The 18266-nt window shown below is 59.2% G+C and carries 15 protein-coding genes and 2 pseudogenes; 10 read left to right on the forward strand and 7 right to left on the reverse strand.

All coding sequences use genetic code 11. The features are described from left to right. The 4 genes from ACSQ3F_RS25625 to ACSQ3F_RS25640 form a co-directional block, all read right to left on the reverse strand. Window positions 1-1263, reverse strand: a complete 1263-nt coding sequence (locus tag ACSQ3F_RS25625; RefSeq protein WP_436103021.1) for an LVIVD repeat-containing protein — start codon at window positions 1261-1263, stop codon at window positions 1-3. Window positions 1264-1287: 24 nt separating this feature from the next. Continuing rightward, the gene (locus ACSQ3F_RS25630) at window positions 1288-1758 is read right to left on the reverse strand and encodes a RidA family protein (RefSeq protein WP_436103022.1); all 471 of its coding nucleotides are present in this window, start codon (window positions 1756-1758) and stop codon (window positions 1288-1290) included. 2 nt (window positions 1759-1760) lie between these two features. Beyond that, window positions 1761-2804, reverse strand: coding sequence for an L-glyceraldehyde 3-phosphate reductase (gene mgrA / locus ACSQ3F_RS25635; RefSeq protein ID WP_436103023.1), 1044 nt, complete (start codon window positions 2802-2804; stop codon window positions 1761-1763). A 119-nt stretch (window positions 2805-2923) separates the two neighbouring features. Beyond that, window positions 2924-4192, reverse strand: coding sequence for an SfnB family sulfur acquisition oxidoreductase (locus ACSQ3F_RS25640; RefSeq protein WP_436103024.1), 1269 nt, complete (start codon window positions 4190-4192; stop codon window positions 2924-2926). 478 nt (window positions 4193-4670) lie between these two features. Here ACSQ3F_RS25640 and ACSQ3F_RS25645 point away from each other — a divergent pair, with 478 nt between their 5' ends. After that, the gene (locus ACSQ3F_RS25645; protein ID WP_436103025.1) at window positions 4671-4859 is read left to right on the forward strand and encodes a LuxR C-terminal-related transcriptional regulator; all 189 of its coding nucleotides are present in this window, start codon (window positions 4671-4673) and stop codon (window positions 4857-4859) included. Window positions 4860-5004: 145 nt separating this feature from the next. On the opposite strand, the gene ACSQ3F_RS25650 is transcribed toward ACSQ3F_RS25645, so the two are convergent. Beyond that, window positions 5005-6924: a GAF domain-containing protein gene (locus ACSQ3F_RS25650; RefSeq protein WP_436103026.1), complete on the reverse strand. Its 1920-nt coding sequence runs from the start codon at window positions 6922-6924 to the stop codon at window positions 5005-5007. Between the two features lie 43 nt (window positions 6925-6967). Here ACSQ3F_RS25650 and ACSQ3F_RS25655 point away from each other — a divergent pair, with 43 nt between their 5' ends. From ACSQ3F_RS25655 to ACSQ3F_RS25685, 7 genes and pseudogenes are all read left to right on the forward strand, one after another. Continuing rightward, window positions 6968-8266 (forward strand): MFS transporter, encoded by a 1299-nt coding sequence (locus tag ACSQ3F_RS25655; RefSeq protein WP_436103027.1) that lies wholly within the window; start codon window positions 6968-6970, stop codon window positions 8264-8266. Window positions 8267-8275: 9 nt separating this feature from the next. Next, on the forward strand, window positions 8276-9667 hold the full coding sequence (locus tag ACSQ3F_RS25660; protein WP_436103028.1) for an amidohydrolase: 1392 nt from the start codon (window positions 8276-8278) through the stop codon (window positions 9665-9667). Between the two features lie 541 nt (window positions 9668-10208). Then, window positions 10209-10385: a hypothetical protein gene (locus tag ACSQ3F_RS25665; RefSeq protein WP_060501978.1), complete on the forward strand. Its 177-nt coding sequence runs from the start codon at window positions 10209-10211 to the stop codon at window positions 10383-10385. A 202-nt stretch (window positions 10386-10587) separates the two neighbouring features. Continuing rightward, entirely contained in the window at window positions 10588-11616 is a 1029-nt protein-coding gene (locus tag ACSQ3F_RS25670; RefSeq protein ID WP_436103029.1) for a DUF3991 and toprim domain-containing protein, read from the forward strand. Between the two features lie 64 nt (window positions 11617-11680). Beyond that, window positions 11681-12286, forward strand: a complete 606-nt coding sequence (locus ACSQ3F_RS25675; protein WP_436103030.1) for a DUF1419 domain-containing protein — start codon at window positions 11681-11683, stop codon at window positions 12284-12286. Between the two features lie 10 nt (window positions 12287-12296). After that, window positions 12297-12698, forward strand: coding sequence for a DUF3085 domain-containing protein (locus ACSQ3F_RS25680; RefSeq protein ID WP_436103031.1), 402 nt, complete (start codon window positions 12297-12299; stop codon window positions 12696-12698). Window positions 12699-12818: 120 nt separating this feature from the next. Continuing rightward, a pseudogene (locus ACSQ3F_RS25685) lies at window positions 12819-15437 on the forward strand (lactate dehydrogenase); the annotation flags it as partial. Window positions 15438-15452: 15 nt separating this feature from the next. Here ACSQ3F_RS25685 and ACSQ3F_RS25690 read toward each other — a convergent pair. After that, window positions 15453-16067, reverse strand: a complete 615-nt coding sequence (locus ACSQ3F_RS25690) for a TetR/AcrR family transcriptional regulator (RefSeq protein ID WP_436103032.1) — start codon at window positions 16065-16067, stop codon at window positions 15453-15455. Window positions 16068-16106: 39 nt separating this feature from the next. After that, a complete protein-coding gene (locus ACSQ3F_RS25695) occupies window positions 16107-16352 on the reverse strand; it encodes a hypothetical protein (protein WP_436103033.1) in 246 nt (81 codons plus the stop codon). Between the two features lie 49 nt (window positions 16353-16401). On the opposite strand from ACSQ3F_RS25695, the pseudogene ACSQ3F_RS25700 reads away from it, so the two are divergent. After that, window positions 16402-16620, forward strand: a pseudogene (locus tag ACSQ3F_RS25700) (4Fe-4S dicluster domain-containing protein); the annotation flags it as partial. A 444-nt stretch (window positions 16621-17064) separates the two neighbouring features. Beyond that, on the forward strand, window positions 17065-18015 hold the full coding sequence (locus tag ACSQ3F_RS25705) for a PLP-dependent cysteine synthase family protein (RefSeq protein ID WP_436103034.1): 951 nt from the start codon (window positions 17065-17067) through the stop codon (window positions 18013-18015). Window positions 18016-18266 lie beyond the last annotated feature (251 nt).

The following is an 18266-nucleotide window of genomic DNA, read 5'->3' on the forward strand; positions in this document are numbered from 1 at the left end:
TCATCCTCCGTATTCAATTATTGAGAGACCGGCATTGTAGTCCGTTGCGAAAATCAGGCCGGCTCGATCCACAAAAACATCGGCCGACTGGATGACGGGCGGACGATCCTTGCGGCGATCGGTCATGACGGTCGGTGCCGGCGGGACGAGGGCACCAGTTTCCCTGGGATGATAGGCATCGGAAATATCGAAGGCGCGCACGCCGGCATTTTGCCATGTGGCAAAGATCAGGGTTTCCGAGATGAAAGACCCCGGGCGGTTTTCGTGAAGATTGTGCGGCCCGAAATGACCGCCCTTTCGTGTGTAGTCGGCATCGTCTGGGATCGGGAACGTAGAGATGCTTATCGGGTTCGTAGGCTGGCGTATGTCGAAGACCCAGACATGCTTGCGCCCATCCGCCTCATGATCGAGAACCGCTTCATCGGCAACGACCAGAAGGTCACGTTCTGGCAGCGGCAGGGGCGAATGGGTGCCGCCGCCATAAGGCGGTGACCAGTTGCGGTGCGCGACCAGTTTCGGTTCGGCGTGGTTCGAGACGTCGAGGAGTGTCAATCCCCCATCGCGCCATGCGGCGTAGGCCGTGTTGCCGGAGACAACGGCGTGGTGCATCCCGAAGCGCTGGCCCGGTAGCGCCGTCGATGTTTCGCCGCCAGCGGTGTGCATGCCGGGCAGCCACCAGCGTCCTGCGATCTCAGGTCGAGCAGGGTTGGCAAGATCGATCGTCACGAAGATATAATCGGAAAAGCCGGTAAACAGCGCAGAGGCGTAAGCCCAGCGCCCGCCGACATACCAGATCCTGTGAAAGCCGATCCCGTCGATGCGCAGCGTGCCGATCCTGCGGGGCCGGTCGGGGATCGAAATGTCATAGACTGTCATTCCGGCGTCCCACGAGCGCTCGCGCGCCCGCCCGCCGGACTCTCCCAAGGTTTCACCGACGGACTGCGTGTAGTAAGTTTTTTCTCCTGCGAATGATTGTACGTCCGCGAAAAGATCCAGGGCATCGATCACCAGCAACAGATCGTCATGCGTCTGAAGATGGATGTTCCATGTGTTGGCCGGGGCCTGAACATAGGTGACGGGGCCGGGCCGTTTCGGATCGCGGACATCGATGATCGAAAAGCCGCTCGACCAGGGATGCGCCACATAGGCATAGCCGCGATGTACCATGAGCTGAAGGCCATCGCCGCGACCGCCGATCGGGGAATGGCCGATCAGGCGCATGTTTCGGGCAAAATCCGGTGTGGGAATGCTGATATCTGTCATGTGCACAAAGCCAAGTTTCGTGTTTTATCCGGGCTGGTTGGCTGCCTGCTCAAAACCGGTGTCCGCCCATTGCTTGGATTGAGCCGCTTCGGCGTCCGTGCGAGTAAGCGTCAGGTCGATTTCGACCAGTGCGCCGCCTCCAAGACGCGACACACCGATTGTCGTGCGAGCAGGCAACGTCTCATGGTCAGGAAACTGTCTGTCATACACGGCGTTCAATCCGGCGTAGTCCCGATCGAAATTGCTGAGATAGATCCGCACAAACACCGTGTCGTTGAGGCTGTAGCCTGCAGCTTCAACGATGAGACGCAGATTGCTGAAAACCCGCTCCGCCTGTTTTTCGATGGAGTCCGGGAGCGGAGCGTTTGTGTCTAACGGATCGATCGGCAACTGGCCGGTGACGTAGAGAGCCCCGCCGGCTTCGACCGCATGAGAGTAGCGCGCCGTTGCGGGCGGCGGTGGCGCATCGTCAATCCGCACGTAACGTGTCGCCATCGCTAGACGGCCTCGTCTGTCGATGGCTTTTCCCACAGATTAACGCCTCCCTCGACGGCATAACGATCGATCTCGGCAAGTTCTTCCGCGGTGAAGGTCAGGTTATTCAGAGCACCGAGGTTTTCGACGATCTGTTCCGGCGAACTCGCGCCGATCAGCGCCGAAGTGACGCGACGGTCACGCAGAACCCAGGCAATCGCAAGCTGCGCGAGGCTTTGTCCGCGCCGTGCCGCAATCTCGTTCAACGCGCGGGCGCGAACGATGTTCTCGTCGCTTAGATGGCTTGGCCGTAGGAAATCGCCGCCCGGCCTGTTGACGCGCGCATCGCTCGGCACGCCATTCAGATATTTTGCCGTAAGCAAGCCTTGTGCCAGCGGCGTGAACGCGATCACGCCGGCGCCGACTTCGTCGCTCGCTGCAAGCAGATCCTGCTCGATCCAGCGATTGAAGAGGTTGTAGGAAGGCTGATTGATCAGCAGAGGCACATCGCGCTCGGCAAGCAGGGCAGCGATCTCGCGCGTCTTCGTCCCCGAATAGGACGAGATCCCGACGTAAAGCGCCTTGCCCTGATGCACAGCACTTGCCAGCGCGTCGGCGGTCTCTTCAAGCGGCGTGTTCGCGTCGAAACGGTGAGAATAGAAGATGTCGACATAATCGAGCTGCAGACGCTTGAGGCTCTGGTCGAGGCTGGACAGCAAGGCCTTGCGCGATCCGCCGCCACGTCCATAGGGCCCGGGCCACATGTCCCAACCGGCCTTCGTCGAGATGATCAGCTCGTCACGATAGGATGATAGGTCCTGTTTCAGAATATGGCCGAAATTGATCTCAGCGCTGCCCGCCGGCGGGCCGTAATTATTGGCCAGGTCGAAATGGGTGATACCATGATCGAAGGCAGTTAGCAGGATCGCCCTTTGCCTGTCGATCGTCGTCGTATCCCCGAAATTGTGCCACAGGCCAAAGGAAATCGGCGGCAGGACGAGGCCGCTTTTGCCGACGCGGCTGAAGGTTGCGGTGTCATAACGATTGGGCGAGGCGCTATAGCTCATAGAAGGGAACCGTTCCTAAGACTGAAATTCATGAAGTGCCGGCATTGCTGACCATGCCAGCAGAAAACCCGGCTTGCGGTTGCGCATAAGCCGGGTTTTTGTGCGATTGTGAAGAACGTCTAGCTCCAGGGATGGCGTGGCGGGTTTACGGCATTGAGATAGTAGTTTCCGACGTGGAAAAACTTCCAACGAACCGGATCGTGCAGCGTGTGCGCGCGCGCATTGCGCCAATGCCGATCGAGATTGTGCTGTGCCAAGGTCGATCGCGTCCCCGCCAGTTCGAACAGCTTGTTCGTGGCAAGAATGGCGATCTCGGTGGTAAGGACCTTCGATTCCGCCGTCTTGACAGTTGCTTCGGCGACCAGTTCCTCAGTCGGGTTCTCAAGAGCGGCGTCAATTGCTTCGCCAGCAATATCGAGAAGGGCGAGGGCAGCATTCAGCCTGATCTTCAGGTCGCCGATCGCAGCAATCGTGAAGGGGTCTTCCGCCGCCGTTTCCTTGCCGCTGTCGAGCCACGGACGGCTTTGCGTGCGGATGAAGGCGATCGCATCCTCGATGGCGCCTTGCGCGATGCCGGCGTCGATCGCTGACTGGATGATCTGCGAGACTGGGCCGGCGATCGTCGGGCGATCGAACGCTGCGACCGGCAGAAGGCGGTTTTTGGGAACGTGTACCCCGTCAATATGCACCGATCCTGACGCGGTCGTGCGCTGGCCGAAGCTCGACCAGTTGTTGGTGACCGTTATTCCGGCTGCGTCCCGCTCGGTAAATACCAGGAATCCCTGTCCGTTTTCATCCACGGCGACAATCGGGATGATGTGCGAGAGAAGCGCGCCGGTCGTGTAGAACTTCTCGCCGTTCACAATGGCATGGTCGCCTTCATAGGCAATTCTTGTTTCAAAGGCAGCGACAGTCTTGCTGTTCAGTTCGGAGAAGGCGTTGCCGAACCGGATGCCTGAAAGCACCCAGCCAAAGAATTCCTTCTTCTGTTCGTCCGTTCCGTCAAGATCGATGTGGCCGTTGATTGCCAGATGGTTTTGCGTGATCTGGGCTATCGATGGGTCTGCGGCGGCAATGATGGAGATCACGCGCGCCAACGTCCGATAAGACACGGCGGCGCCGCCGTGGCTCTTCGGTACATTGATACCCCAAAGGCCGCTTTGCGAATATCTGTCGATTTCCGCCAGTGGCAGCAGCCCCTCGCGATCGCGAAGGGCAGCCCCTTGCGAAAATTCCGCAGCGAGTTCATGCGCCACGGCGATGGCTTCTTCATCTGTCTTGATGATATGGGCCGGCGCACTCGGCCGGGGCCGGGGCGGGACAGGATCCGCCGAGTTCACGCGCGGATGCAGCGAGTGGTCCAGCGATGTTGGCTCGATAGATCCCATGATATCCTCCTTGATGAATCGATCTATTCCCATCATCGCAGATCGACTGAAGAAAAATAGGAAATCTATAGTTTATATAAAATATTATGCGGAATAGAATTCGGTGTTTTGGAGGATAACCGGTGATTTCATTCGAGCATTTAAAGCTCCAGATCCGCCTTTGTCGGTGCATCAGTTTATGTTCCAAAGAGTGCCGTTTCGGCAGTGAAGCTGGGTGAGTGAGTGAAAGATTTGCTTTGGAAGACAATGCTATGGCGACTTCGCTCGTAAGATTGGCTGTTGCACGCGTCAAAATAGGCTGTTTGTTGCTTTTTAGCTCCGGCCCGATCCCTACAGGCGCAAGAACAATCGGGCTTCGAAGGCGCTCGGCTCATTCAGAAAAGCAACACTTCCCAGATGACCGTCCAGTTCCATAAATTAGGTTATGTGATATGTTATATCATAACACTATGAATTAGATTTTGTCATGGAGTCGTGGATGTTGTCTCCGTTTGAAAAGTCCTGCCTGCGGTGGATTTCTCGAGGCCGGACCATTGCCGAGATCGCCTTGCTTGAGGGAAAAAGCGTCTCCGAGATCGAGCATTACTTAGAGCGTGCGCTTGTTGCGCTTGAGGCAAAATCGATCAAGGAGGCGATTGAGAAAGCGAACCTGTCTCAATCCGATTGACTTGAGAGGATCGCTACCTGGCGCTCGCGCATCTTTCAGATGGGACTTGCGGAAGGCATCGCTCATCGCGGTCAGCTCTCACGAGCTCGCCAAATTGCAGGCGTTGTGCTTGAGAGGCCCCCGATTGCAACGACGCGTCGCCGTCCTAGGATGTGACACGCCCGAAATACTCCGCGTGAAGCTGGCAGGCGAGGCTAAGCAGCGTAAAATCAGCCGCGTCGGCAATCTTGCGACCCGTCAGGGTCTCCACCCGTTGCAGGCGCTGGTAAAGCGTGTTTGGGTGAATTTTTAGGGCCTGCGCGGTGCGGGTCGCCGACTTTCCCTCGTGAATGTAGCGTGAGAGAGTGTCGTGCAGAACGCGATGCCTCGGATCCTGAAGCAGAGGCGCCAATATTTGACGAGTGAATTCAAGGATATCCTGCCGCGCCCGCCCCTCCAGAAGCAGTTCCACCCCCATATCGCGATGCCGCAGAAGCCCCGAGCGTCCACGACGCGAAAGCGCCTCCGCCGCTTGCGTAGCCAAGTCGCGTGACATCAAATGATGTTCGTTCGTCTCATAAATCTCGCTTACTCCGACGGAGATGGTCTGCTTCGTCGCGGCGTCGGAGATAGCTCGAAGATTTCGTTCCAGCGCCGCCGTGGTCGAAGCGGAGACCAGTATGACGATCTGGGCATCATGGTGAAAGAGCAAGGAGTTTGGGGAGGTCATGCCCTCTTGCAGGTCCGATAGGGACTTGTGAAGGGAAAGGCGCGGGTTGCCGGAAACCTCGCCTAGAGGGGCGCGCGCCACAAACACCTGATTGTAGCGATCGAGCCGAAATCCGTGGCCGCTGCGACGACCATCGGAGGGTAAGCCAGCGGCCAATGCTTCGAAATGCGCTTTCTTGCGTGCATTCAGAACGTCCATCCGCGACATGTCGCGCACAAAGTCGAGCGCGACGAATGTCGCCAGCGTGCCGAACAGGACTTGATGAAAACCCGCATCCTCCGAGGTCCGGAACTGGAACCGGCCGACAGGCGCTTCAGCAACCTCGACTGTCTGGCGTAAGGCTTCGCCGTCGTCGCTCCACCCTGTCGATCGGTAGTCGAGCCCCAGCACGTTCTCGAACCTGAAGTCGACGCCAAACAGCTGAGCCACTGCGTGGAGCTGTTCTGTCAGGCCGTCACCGGTGGAGAAGATGCGCAGCAGCGCCTCATGCAGCGCGACGGCGCGGTCCAGCTCGGCGTTCTTGCGCGCAAGATCGTTGCGCATTTGTTCAAGCCGGCGTGAGGTGGCTACGGCATTCTGATAGGTCAGCGACCGCTGATAGGCGACCGCGATCTGAGCGGCCAGCGATTCAAGGACGGTACGGTCAAAAACCGAAAAGGCTCCATCGCTGGAAAAGCAAAGCGTCGTCAGCGTGCCCAGGCGTTTCCCCTCGGCCATGACGGGAACGCAAAGTAGCGCGTTCGCTATCTCGGACCGTTCCATAAAGGACTGACTTTCGGGACGCATGACCCGATGGGCCGCGATGATATTCTGCCTACCATTGTGAATGGCCGGTCGGCCGGTCGCGAATACTTCGCCCGAGACCGATTCGTTCGGCTGGACACGATAATGGGTATAATCCTCGGGCAATCCTTCATGCGAAACGGGGATGAGAAAGCCGCTTTCCTCGTCAAACAAGCGAAAAACACCGGCATCGCAATGCGGAAGCACATTCATCACCTCGCGCAGGACGTTATGGACGATCTCGTGTTCGTCCAATGAATTGATGACTGCGGCATTTACCGATGCAAGCATTTCAAAGGTTCGGGTCAGAATCTCGATGACGGCGTCCTGAACGGCCTGAAGAATTTGGGCAGTCGTTTTGTCGCCTTCCTTATCGCAGATCGCAAACTCGGTCCGTTTGGCTGTGAAATGAGAGTGATCGACGACGAGGTAGAGGGTTTCTCCTTTGCGTTCAATGGAATGGCGGATCGAGGCAGGGCCGCCTTCCGGTTCGGTATCGGTGTCCTTCAGGCGCAACGCTCGAGACTGTGCCAGTTCGCGCAGGACCGGGTGTGACAGCAAGTCAATCTTCACTCGAACATTCCATGTGACAACACACACTAAATTCTGAATTCGTATGGAGCCTTCAACATATGAATTTCATCGCGATGACACAAACATTAAAAATCAAAATAAAAAGGGAACCGCGAAAATGACTTCTAGAATAAAGCGCCGCCACGTCATTATCGGCATGCTGTTTGTCTGCTGGGTCGTTGGCTTTTTGGACAAGACTGCCATCAACATCGCGATCATTCCGATTAGCGAGGAATTTGGTCTGACGCTGGATCATCAGGGCATGATCATAAGTGCCTTCTTCCTTGCATATTCGATGACGCAGCTGATTGGGGGTTATCTCGTAGACCGTCTGGGCTCACGCCGGGTACTGAGCTCAGCTGTGGCCGTCTGGTCGTTGGGTACGGTGGTCTCGGGTGCAGTCACCAGCGCGGTGGGATTGGCCGCAGCACGTGCCGTCACTGGTGCAGGGGAAGCAATCTTCCCCGCAGGCGGCTCTGTCGCCATCACCGAAAATTTCGAAAAAACCCAAATGGCCCGCGCCAAGTCTGTTCTGCAATCAGGTGCGTCTGTCGGCTTCGCTCTCGGCTCAATCGTCATCACCTCGTTGATCGCATTTTACAGCTGGCGGCTGATGTTCATCGCGCTGGGTGCTGTCGGCCTTGTCCTGGCGATAATGCTGTACTGCATCATGCCGCCGCGCTCCGAGACGCTGGTCGCCAAAGACGTCGGCGCGAAGATCTCGGAGAAGCAGCGCATCGCAGGGTTGCTGAAGAACACTCTGACCTGGAAGATCGCGTCGGTCTATTTCTTCACCAACATCGTCTTCTGGGGCCTGCAATCCTGGCTGCCATCCTACTGGGTGAAGGTCAAGGGCATGAGCATGATGGAGATGGGCGCCTATTCGATGATCCCGCCGACGCTGGGGTTTATCTCCTTTCTCACCTGTGGCTGGTTGCTTGACCGCTTCTTCCACCAGAAGGAGAAATACCTCATCTGCATCGGCTCAGCTGTGTCGGCAGTGTTCATCTACCTGATGGCAAACGCGGAATCGATCCCGCTGGCCTTCGCCTACCTGTCAGTATCGAACGTCTTCCTGAACGCTATCTCGATCAGTGTCTTCGTGAGCATCATGAAGCATTTCCCGCAGAATTCGGTCGGGACGGCCACGGGCCTCATCAACTCGCTGGCACAGCTTGGCTCGTTTGCGTCACCCATGCTGATTGGGGCAGTCCTATCTGCAACGGACCAGAACTACGGCATTGCCTTCTCGGTCATCGTCGGCTGCGCCGTCATCGTCTGCGGCATCGCCACAACCCTCCCCGCCATCCATAGCAAAAAAATCGTCGAACAGGCCGCCTGAAGGAAGACCATGACCTATATCAACATCATCGAGCGCACCGTCGCGGCGCATGCGGAAAATCTGAAATCCGTCTCGGACGCCATCTGGTCCTTCGCCGAGATTCGCTATGAGGAGACGAAATCCGCGGCCCTTCTGGCGGACGAGCTGGAAAAGGCGGGCTTCGCGGTCACGCGCAACGCGGGCAATATCGAAACCGCCTTCGTCGCCCGCTATGGCGAGGGCCATCCAGTCGTCGCCATCCTCGGCGAGTTCGACGCATTGACCGGTCTAAGCCAACAAGGCGGCGTCGCAAGCCACGACCCCATCGTCGAGGGCGGAAATGGCCATGGCTGCGGTCACAACCTGCTGGGCACCGGCGCGCTGGCGGCAATTCTTGCGCTGAAAGCCTGCAAGGACGAGTTGAACCTCGAAGGCACCATTCGCTACTACGGCTGCCCGGCCGAAGAAGGCGGCGGAGGCAAAGCATATATGGCGCGCGCGGGGCTGTTCGCCGATGTTGACGTGGCCTTCACATGGCACCCGTGGGACGAAAACCTTGCCTACAATGCGCGGATGCTTGCAACGAATCAGCTGTACTTCACCTTCCGCGGCACCAGCGCCCATGCCGGGTTCGAGCCGCATCTAGGCCGTTCCGCGCTGGACGCGGTCGAGCTGACCAATGTCGGCTCCAACTATCTGCGTGAGCACATCCTTCAGGACGGCCGCATCCACTACGCGATCACCGACACGGGTGGACGGGCGCCGAATGTAGTGCAGTCTCAGGCACAGGTGCTCTATAAAGTGCGTGCACCTCGAATGGACCAAGTCCGCGACATCACCGAGAGGGTGAAAGATGTTGCACGCGGCGCGGCGCTGATGACCGGGACGGAGCTGGAGATCACGTTCGACGCTGCCTCCGCCGACCTGGTGCCAAACGTGACACTTGCACGGATGATGCACCAGGAGTTCGAAAAGCTCGGTGTCGCCGGCTTCTCCAACAGTGAAAAGGATTTCGCAGGGAGCATCCAGAGAACCTTCTCGGCTGAGGTGCAGAGGCGGATAGCCAAACGCGGCACGATTCTGTCCGAAGACCTTAACACGTTCCAGGAAGAACCGACGTTCCTGCATGGCTCGACCGATGTAGGTGACGTGAGCTGGCTAATCCCGACCGGGCAGGTTTATGTCGCGACCGAGGCCTACGGCACGCCACCCCATACTTGGCAGATGGTCGCGCAAGGGACCTCTGGCTATGCCCACAAGGGGATGCTGCAGGCCGGCAAGGTTATGGCCGCCTCGGCAGTGCAGGCAATGACTGATCCAGCGTTGGTCGTCGCCGCGAAAAACGAGCATCGCGACCAACTGGGCGGCGAGAGCTATCTGTCATTGATCCCTGCGGATGCGATGCCGCAACGTTTGCGCTGAATCTTCGGCTGGGCTTCACGGCCCTGCTCTTCTTCAAGGGTCGAACCGATGACCTTGCCCACCGAACACGACCTGATTGGCGATCGCCCTATTCCGGTCGAGGCCTATTGCGGCGTGCACACGTAGCCCGCTGTAGAAAACTTTCAGATCTCGGGATAGCGTATTTCTGACACGCCCAGCTGCTGGCTAGGACTCTTCTTTTACGCAACTTTTGCCGCGATATCGGCGTGGCAGCCGATGGTGCGGACCTTGCCGTCGGTTTGGAAAACGGAAGCAATCGTTCTGCTGCGGGCGACGGTGAGGAGCCGACACAAGCGTGAATGCAGTGCGGAAAATCTGAGTCCACAGCGGAAGCAAACCAATCCCGCTCTCTTTTGATGGCGTCCTAGCCCGGTTCCGGATCTTCCACGATCAACCCGCAAGGGGTCCGCTAGCAAGCTGCGGCCGCTATGGCTTTGCCGTCGCGGTGATCGCGCCCGGACCCGAGCCTTTTGAGGAGCCATCGAGCGGGAATTGGCCCGCTCCCGGTGGAGCCTCTCAAATGTCGCACGATCTTTCACTCGCACAGTCCCATGCCTTTCAGCTTTCCCGCGACCTGATGGTCCCGGTGACCGTCTTCAAGGTCGATGGCGAGTACGGCGTCCTTCCCTCTGACGAGATCGACGCCGACGACGATCTTGCGATCGTGCATGAGTTTTTTCCCTGGCCGGCTCATTGAGCCGGCCACTGCCTTTGGCGTGCCACTCGCGAGCTGCAGGCCGCAAGGGAGGCTTCGCCGCGGCTGAGCTGGCATTGCATGATCCGACAATTGCCAGCCGCGCCCTTGCCGCCTTTGCTCTTCGCGGCTGGCCGAAAGGTGCCCGTGAAACGACGGGCAAGGAAAGGCGATGGAGGCCGATCGCTCGGCGATCGGAAGCAAAATGAAGAGAAGAGAGATAGAGGCGCTGCGTGAGCAGGTGAGCTGCGCGGCCGTTCTTGAACGGGCGAGGTTCGCCATCGACATCAAGGAAAGCACCCGGCGGGCGGTCAAGTTTCGCCGCGGCGGTGAAATCATCATCGTCACGCATGAGGGGCGCGGATGGTTCGATCCGCTCAGCGATGCGAAAGGCGATGTCTTCGGGCTTGCCGAGCATCTCGATCATGTCGGTTTTCCCGAAGGCGCCGCAAGGGTCGCGGACCTCGTCGGTTTCGAGATCACGGAACCGGAGTGGCAGCCTGCGAGGCGTAGTGGAGGATTCAACCTCTCTCTACCTAAGCGTTGGCAGGCGCGCCGCAGCCCATGGCCCGGATCATCGACATGGCGCTACCTAAATAGTGAGCGCTTGCTGCCGGCGCCTTTGCTCCGCGCAGCGATCAACGCCGACCTGCTTCGGGAAGGCCCCTATGGCAGCATGTGGGCAGCTCATACGGACAATGCCGGCGTGGTGACCGGCTGGGAGGCACGGGGGCCACAATACCGGGGGTTCGCCTCTGGCGGAACGAAGGTTCTCTTCCGTATCGGGTTGGATACTGCGTTGCGCCTGGCCGTCACGGAAGCTGCGATCGACGCCATGAGCCTTGCGGCGATCGAGGGGTTGCGCGACGGCACGCTCTATCTCAGCACCGGCGGTGGATGGTCGCCGGCCACGCAAGCCGCGCTGCGGGAATTGGCCTCCCGACCTGACGCCCGGCTGGTCGCGGCGACGGACGCCAATTCTCAAGGCGATCTGTTTGCCGAGCGGTTGCGGGCGCTTGCTGAAGACGTCGGCTGCGACTGGGCGCGGCTCCGCCCACCCGAGGAGGACTGGAACGAGACCCTGAAAATCAGGGAGAAGGAAATGAGGGAACGAAGAGAAGGAGGCGTGCCGCATTCGGGCCGCCCGCGTCAAGGGAGGCTTCGCCCGGCTGAGCCGGCCCTTGACCCGGCCGGTCGCGATGCCGGCAGCTCGGGAGGGGTCATGAAGGACTGAATGAAATGGCGAGGTCGAGAGGACGGCGCCGCACTTCGGTCCAAAACCTCCGAAGGAGCCACAGATGATCCCCTCTCCCGCAACAGCCAAGGTTTTTCAGGGCGTCGCAAGCCGCCAGCAGATGTTCCGCATGTTCGATCGCCATGCGCAGCGCCCGAACCGTCGGGATGGCGATGCCGCGCCACTCTACGCAGGTGAATGGTTCGAAATCGGTGAGACCGAACATGACGACATGTTCGAGATCCTGCCGCCGTTGTGGATCCGAGGGTCCATGTTTGCGATGCGGGAGTTCATGACCGGCTCGGTGACATCAGTGTTCTTTGCGCTCAGGATCGACGCGGCCATCCGGTATTTCCATGGCTATTGCGATCTTTCCGACAAGGCATCCGTCGAAACGATGCGCGTCGCCATCATCGAACGCGAAAGCCGTCCGGTCCGGGCCATGACGCGGCAAGAGCGGCTCGATCATATCTGGAGCACGACTGCCGACGATTACCGCGGCTATGCCGGAGACAAGTGGCCGCAGTCCGCTCGCGGCAAGCGCACCGTCGTGCTCTATGGCGGCAACGAGGGCACTTTCCTGAAGCTGCTCGACGAACTCACCGACGGGGAGATCGCTGCGAAGCTGCCGGTGCATCTTCGCCACCTTCCCTCCCCGATCGCCGCGTGAGGAGGAAGCCATGTTCACATTTAGCGTGGTCGACGTCCGTGCGGTGATCGCGCGCGGACGCAGTGACGCGGCAGCCAATGGCGGTTTCCGCAATCCTCACTATGGACTTCTCCCGGGTAAGGACGAACGGCCCGGCCTGTGGATCGTCGGTGATGAAGGCGTCTATGTGCTTTCCAACGGAAAATTGGCGGAGGGTCAAAGAGCGCTCGCGGTCTATGCCGAGGAGTGCGATCCGAAGACCAATCCGGACTACTGGCACTACAAGCGCCGGTATTTCGGGGGAGACGACGGCATCGTCTTCATCGACGCTGCGAGCCTGGAAGCCATGCTTTCCACAAACCCGGAAGCCACGCATCTGCGGGCGGAGTTTGCGACGGAAACAATGCAGCTCTCCGTAATCACGCGCTCGTAGCTCGCGATCGCTGCCGCCGGACGAACCAGGTCCAAATTCCCACACCTCATTTTCATCCGCCTTCGCAGCCACGGGACCTGTCCCGCGGGCGATGGCGCACATCCTCGAAAAGGAGCTTCCATGTCCCACGATCCCTTCACTCTCGATATGTTCGGAAGCAGCGCATTGTCGTCCGGCCTTGGCCTGGGCGTCACCGCGTTTGGCGGTTTCGCCGCCAACGACGACGATCCCGATCCGACACCGACCTCCCCTACGCCGGCATTGCCTCCACCAGTTGCGAAGCAGCCGGCGCCGCGGAGACAAGCCGGGCGAGCCAACTTCTATCTCGACGATGGCGATCGTGGACTTGCGATCGACTGGAAGCAAAGGGCGAAGGCAAATCTTGTGGCCATCCTGACTGCCACCGAAATCGAAAAGCAGGATCGACCCGCCACCCGTGACGAGCAGGCGAGGCTGATCCGCTTCACCGGTTTTGGCGCATCGGAACTCGCAAACGGCATGTTCCGGCGTCCAGGCGAAGTCGATTTCCGGGAAGGCTGGGACGACCTCGGCAGTTCGCTGGAAAGCGCCGTCACCGATGCCGACTATGCTTCGCTCGCGCGCTGCACCCAATATGCTCACTTCACCCCCGAGTTCATCGTCCGCGCGATCTGGGCGGGCTTGCGGCGGCTCGGATGGCGCGGGGGCCGCGTGCTGGAGCCGGGAATCGGCACGGGCCTGTTTCCGGCGCTGATGCCAAAGGTGCTCAGGGATACAAGCCACGTCACCGGGATCGAACTCGATCCGGTGACGGCGCGGATTGTCCGGCTTCTTCAGCCGAAGGCGCGGATCATCAATGCCGACTTCGCGCGCACCGAGCTCAACGCGATCTATGATCTCGCGATCGGCAATCCTCCCTTTTCCGATCGCACGGTTCGGTCGGACCGGCAGTACCGTCCGCTCGGTCTGCGGCTGCACGACTACTTCATCGCCCGGTCAATCGATCTCCTAAAACCCGGAGCACTCGCCGCGTTCGTGACAAGCAGCGGCACGATGGACAAGGCGGACAGCACAGCTCGCGAGCATATCGCCAGGTCCGCCGATCTGATGGCAGCAGTGCGTCTGCCCGAGGGAAGCTTCCGCCGCGACGCCGGCACGGATGTGGTCGTGGACATTCTGTTCTTTCGCAAGCGCAAGGCCGGCGGGCCGGAGGGTGATCTGTCGTGGCTCGATCTGGAAGAGGTTCGTCCTGCGACATCCGACGACGGGGCGATCCGCGTGAACCGCTGGTTCGCGCGGCACCCGGATTTCGTGCTCGGCGAGCACGCCCTAACGTCTGGCCCGTTCGGCGAGACCTATACGTGCCGGCCACGCGCCGGTGAAGGTCTCGAAACGGCACTGAAGGCCGTGATCGCTCTTCTTCCTGAGGATCGGTATGACGGCGAGCCGTCGCAGATCGACATCGATCTGGAAGAGGAGCTGGGCGAGATCGTCGACCTCCGCCCCGCCAACGACAAGGTCCGCGAGGGCAGCTTCTTTCTCAATAACCGCCACGGCCTCATGCAAATGATCGACGGTGCACCGCTGGCGGTTTCGGTGCGGAAAGGCAGGTCAGGCGAGGGCCTGTCCGAAAAGCACGTCCGGATCATCAAGAAGCTGATTCCGATCCGCGACGCCGTGCGCGAGGTGCTGAAAGCGCAGGAACGCGACCAGCCGTGGCGGGATCTGCAGGTTCGGCTGCGTATCGCCTGGTCGAGTTTTGTGCGCGACTTCGGGCCGATCAACCATACGACAGTTTCGATCTCGGAGGATGAGGAAAGCGGCGAGGTACGCGAAACCCATCGCCGGTCCAATCTCCAGCCGTTCCTGGACGATCCCGATTGCTGGCTGGTGGCCTCGATCGAGGACTACGACCTCGAAACCGATACGGCGAAGCCCGGTCCGATTTTCTCCGAAAGGGTCATCTCTCCTCCGGCACCACCCGTCATCACCAGTGCTGCCGATGCGCTGGCTGTCGTCCTCAACGAACGCGGCCGCGTCGATCCCGAGCATATTGCCGAGTTGCTGCATCGCGACCCCGACGCTGTCATCGACGAACTCGGTGACGCCATCTTCCGCGATCCCGCCGACGGGTCATGGCTGACGTCCGACGCCTATCTCTCCGGTTCGGTCCGCACCAAGCTCATGGTCGCCGAAGCAGCCGCGTCGCTTGATCCAGTCTACGAGCGCAATGTCCGAGCGCTGGAGGATGTCCAGCCGGCCGATCTCCGGCCGTCGGATATCACTGCCCGTCTCGGCGCACCCTGGATTCCGGCTGCCGATGTCGTCGCCTTCGTCAAGGAAACGATGGATGTGGACATCAGGATCCATCATATGCCGGAACTCGGGTCATGGACCGTCGAGGCACGGCAGCTTGGCTACAGCGCAGCCGGCACCTCTGAGTGGGGCACAGGCCGCCGTCACGCCGGCGAATTGCTGGCCGATGCGCTGAACAGTCGGGTTCCGCAGCTCTTTGACGTGTATAGGGATGTTGGCGGCGAGCGCCGCGTTCTGAATGTCGTCGACACGGAAGCAGCCCGCGACAAGCTTCAGAAGATCAGGCAAGCTTTTCAGAACTGGGTCTGGACTGACCCGGACCGCACCGACAGACTGGCTCGCGTTTACAATGATCGGTTCAACAACATCGCGCCGCGAAAGTTCGACGGCTCCCATCTGAAGCTTCCCGGCGCCTCTGGCGCCTTTGTTTTGTATGGGCAACGCTTTGTCCTGATGACCTCAGCGCGCCAACTCATTGGCGTCGTCGAATGTCACCAAGTAATCGCGGACGGTTTGGAGAAGGGCGTCCGAACGGCTCAGATCCGTCATTGCCCGCGACAGCGCCAGAGCCCCAACCATGGCGCTTACGGCCAACATCGCCCTGGCATCGTCGTCGTCGCCAAGTTGCTGCCGAGTGGTAGCAATATAATCCTCAACATACGTGGCCATAACCGTCTTGGCATGGGCATCGGCACGCCCTACATCGGAAACCAGCGCCGAAATTGCGCACCCAGTGCTGCGCGAGTCGCGATGTTTGCGACTTAAATAGTCTTTTACCCCGTTGGCGAAGGCGCGCGCACCCGTTGATCCCTTTATTGACCGACGCGCGCCGTCAAGCAGAGCGCGCTTCAGAGCCTGGGCGAGCAAGTCCGAACGTGATGCGAAATGGCGGTAGAAGCCGCCATGGGTTAGATTCACGCTTTTCATGAGCTTTCCGACGCTCACCGACTCAAGCCCGCCGTCCCGGATCTGGTCAGCTGCCTCAGTCAGGATCCTCTCCCGATTTTGTACTTTTTCGGCCTGTGAATGCCCCAAGACAAGGCCTCCTTCAATCTGACGATCCGTGGTCAACATAGTAGTAAAGTCCACATTGTTGCAACGATGTCTTCTCCATCATTGCCGCTCACCCGCACAGATGATTGCCTTGCAACCTCCTGGTTTGCCCTTATGCTTGACCCAACGGCCCTCATCGTCGTCCTCACTGGCAGAGGCGATGATCGTCGCATCGACAAGTATGCCGGTCTTGACCCAGATCGCTTTGGCCTTGAGTTGGCTGGTGATTCCCTCGAACAGGGGCTTGTCCGGGCAATGGGCCACAAGGGCTTTTCGAAAACGCACGAAAGCCGTTCGCTCAGCCATACCGCCGTGCTGTCCATCATCCTTGCGGCCGAGAAACTTGCCGACGGACCTGCAGAAGTCGTCCGAGCACGACATCTACGCCGGCCCGTCGACCCGCTACTGTCCAGCCGGCGTCTACGAATGGGTGGAAAAGGACGGCGAGGATGTCTTCGTCATCAACGCCCAGAACTGCGTCCACTGCAAGACCTGCGACATCAAGGACCCCAACCAGAACATCAACTGGGTACCGCCGCAGGGCGGCGAGGGGCCGGTCTATCCGAATATGTGAGTGATCAAGTTTTGCTCTCGCGAAGCTGGACACACGCTAGGGCCGGTGAGAGTTTGCTCTGATGCACCAGAGCTTCGCTTCGCTGACCTGCAAAAAATGTGGCAATATTTCTCCTGGCTTTAGCAAGATTGTCCGCGTAATTCTAATTATGATCATCCCGGAAAGGAGCCCAAAGTGTTGATCCCGCCAGTTTTGCCAAGATTTTTGCCCGGTGGTGAGATCCCTTAAGGCCACGATATCTTAGATTATCAGGGATCGATCAATCCACCGGTTTTCCCGAGTTCGAGCTAAGCCTGCGACTAATCGGATACGTAAAGTGACCGTTTTACTGGTAGCGTGGAAGGCTACAACTAAAACCGCGGCGGCTGTCCAACGGATTCTCCCCGAAAACCCTCCCACAACGCATATGGGCGCTAGACGATCAACCGGAAGGACCAATAAAACATGCGACCAAGCCCCCCGCCACCCTTCGAGTCCGCGCTCAATGCTATTGGCAATACACCGGTGATACGCCTGCGTCGCGTCGTACCGGAAGGGAGTGCTCAAGTCTTTGTGAAGCTCGAGTATTTCAATCCGACAGGTTCCTATAAGGACCGCATGGCAAAATCCATCATCGAAGAAGCTGAGCGGCGCGGGGATTTGAAACCGGGAATGACAGTGGTCGAGGCGAGTGGCGGAAGCACCGGGTCCTCGCTCGCCTTCGTCTGCGCAGTGAAAGGCTATCATCTCATTGTGGCTTCTTCCAACGCCTTTGCCATGGAGAAATTGCGTACAATGCGCAGCTTTGGCGCAACCGTTGATCTGATCCATAGCCCGTCAGGCGAAATTTCGGCCGATCTAATTCCGTCAATGATCCGTCACGCCCAGGATGTCTCCAAGCGGTCGGACTGCTATTATTCGGACCAGTTTAACAACCGCGACGCCTTGATAGGCTACGAAGATATCGGCCACGAGTTGGTCACACAATTTCCAGACGGTATCGACGCCTTCTGTGGCGCGGTTGGCGTGGCCGGAATGACCATGGGCGTGGCGAGGATTCTTAAATCGCGCTCAGCGTCGGTTCGGATCGTGGTTCTGGAGCCGGCCTCTTCACCCGTCATATCGGAGGGTTGGGCGGGAACCCACCATGTCGAAGGCATAGGGGTAGGCTTCGTTCCGCCTTTGCTCAGTCGGGATCTATATGACGAAGCGCGCAGCATTCCGGAAGAAGAAGCACGCGCTATGTGCCACCGGCTAGCACGGGAAGAAGGATTGTTGGTCGGCACGTCCACGGGCCTCAACGTCACTGCGGCGATTCGTTTGGCCAAGGAGTTGGGGCAGGGTAGGACGGTCGTCACGGTCGCGAGCGATACCGGTCTAAAGTACATGAACGGGAAGCTTTTTGCAGATGCCTGACAACGCGCGCCCGATGTTCCTTAGCGCAGTTTTTGGAGCATCCTGTCAGCGCGGTAGGGAAGGTTCATAATCGTCACTACGGGCGAATTTCGTTATTCCGTCTGGACACTGCCACGACGATCACCCGTTCGCCCAAGCCTAGCCTGCCCACATCCTTGCCGGCATTGCCGGCATTGCCGAGGTGTCCGTCAGAAAACTGATCAGTTGCTTCGGTCGAATTGGTAAACGACGGAATTCCAGGGAAGTAGTTT

It is taken from the genome of Pararhizobium sp. LjRoot238, from assembly GCF_964252955.1.
Taxonomy (GTDB): domain Bacteria; phylum Pseudomonadota; class Alphaproteobacteria; order Rhizobiales; family Rhizobiaceae; genus Pararhizobium.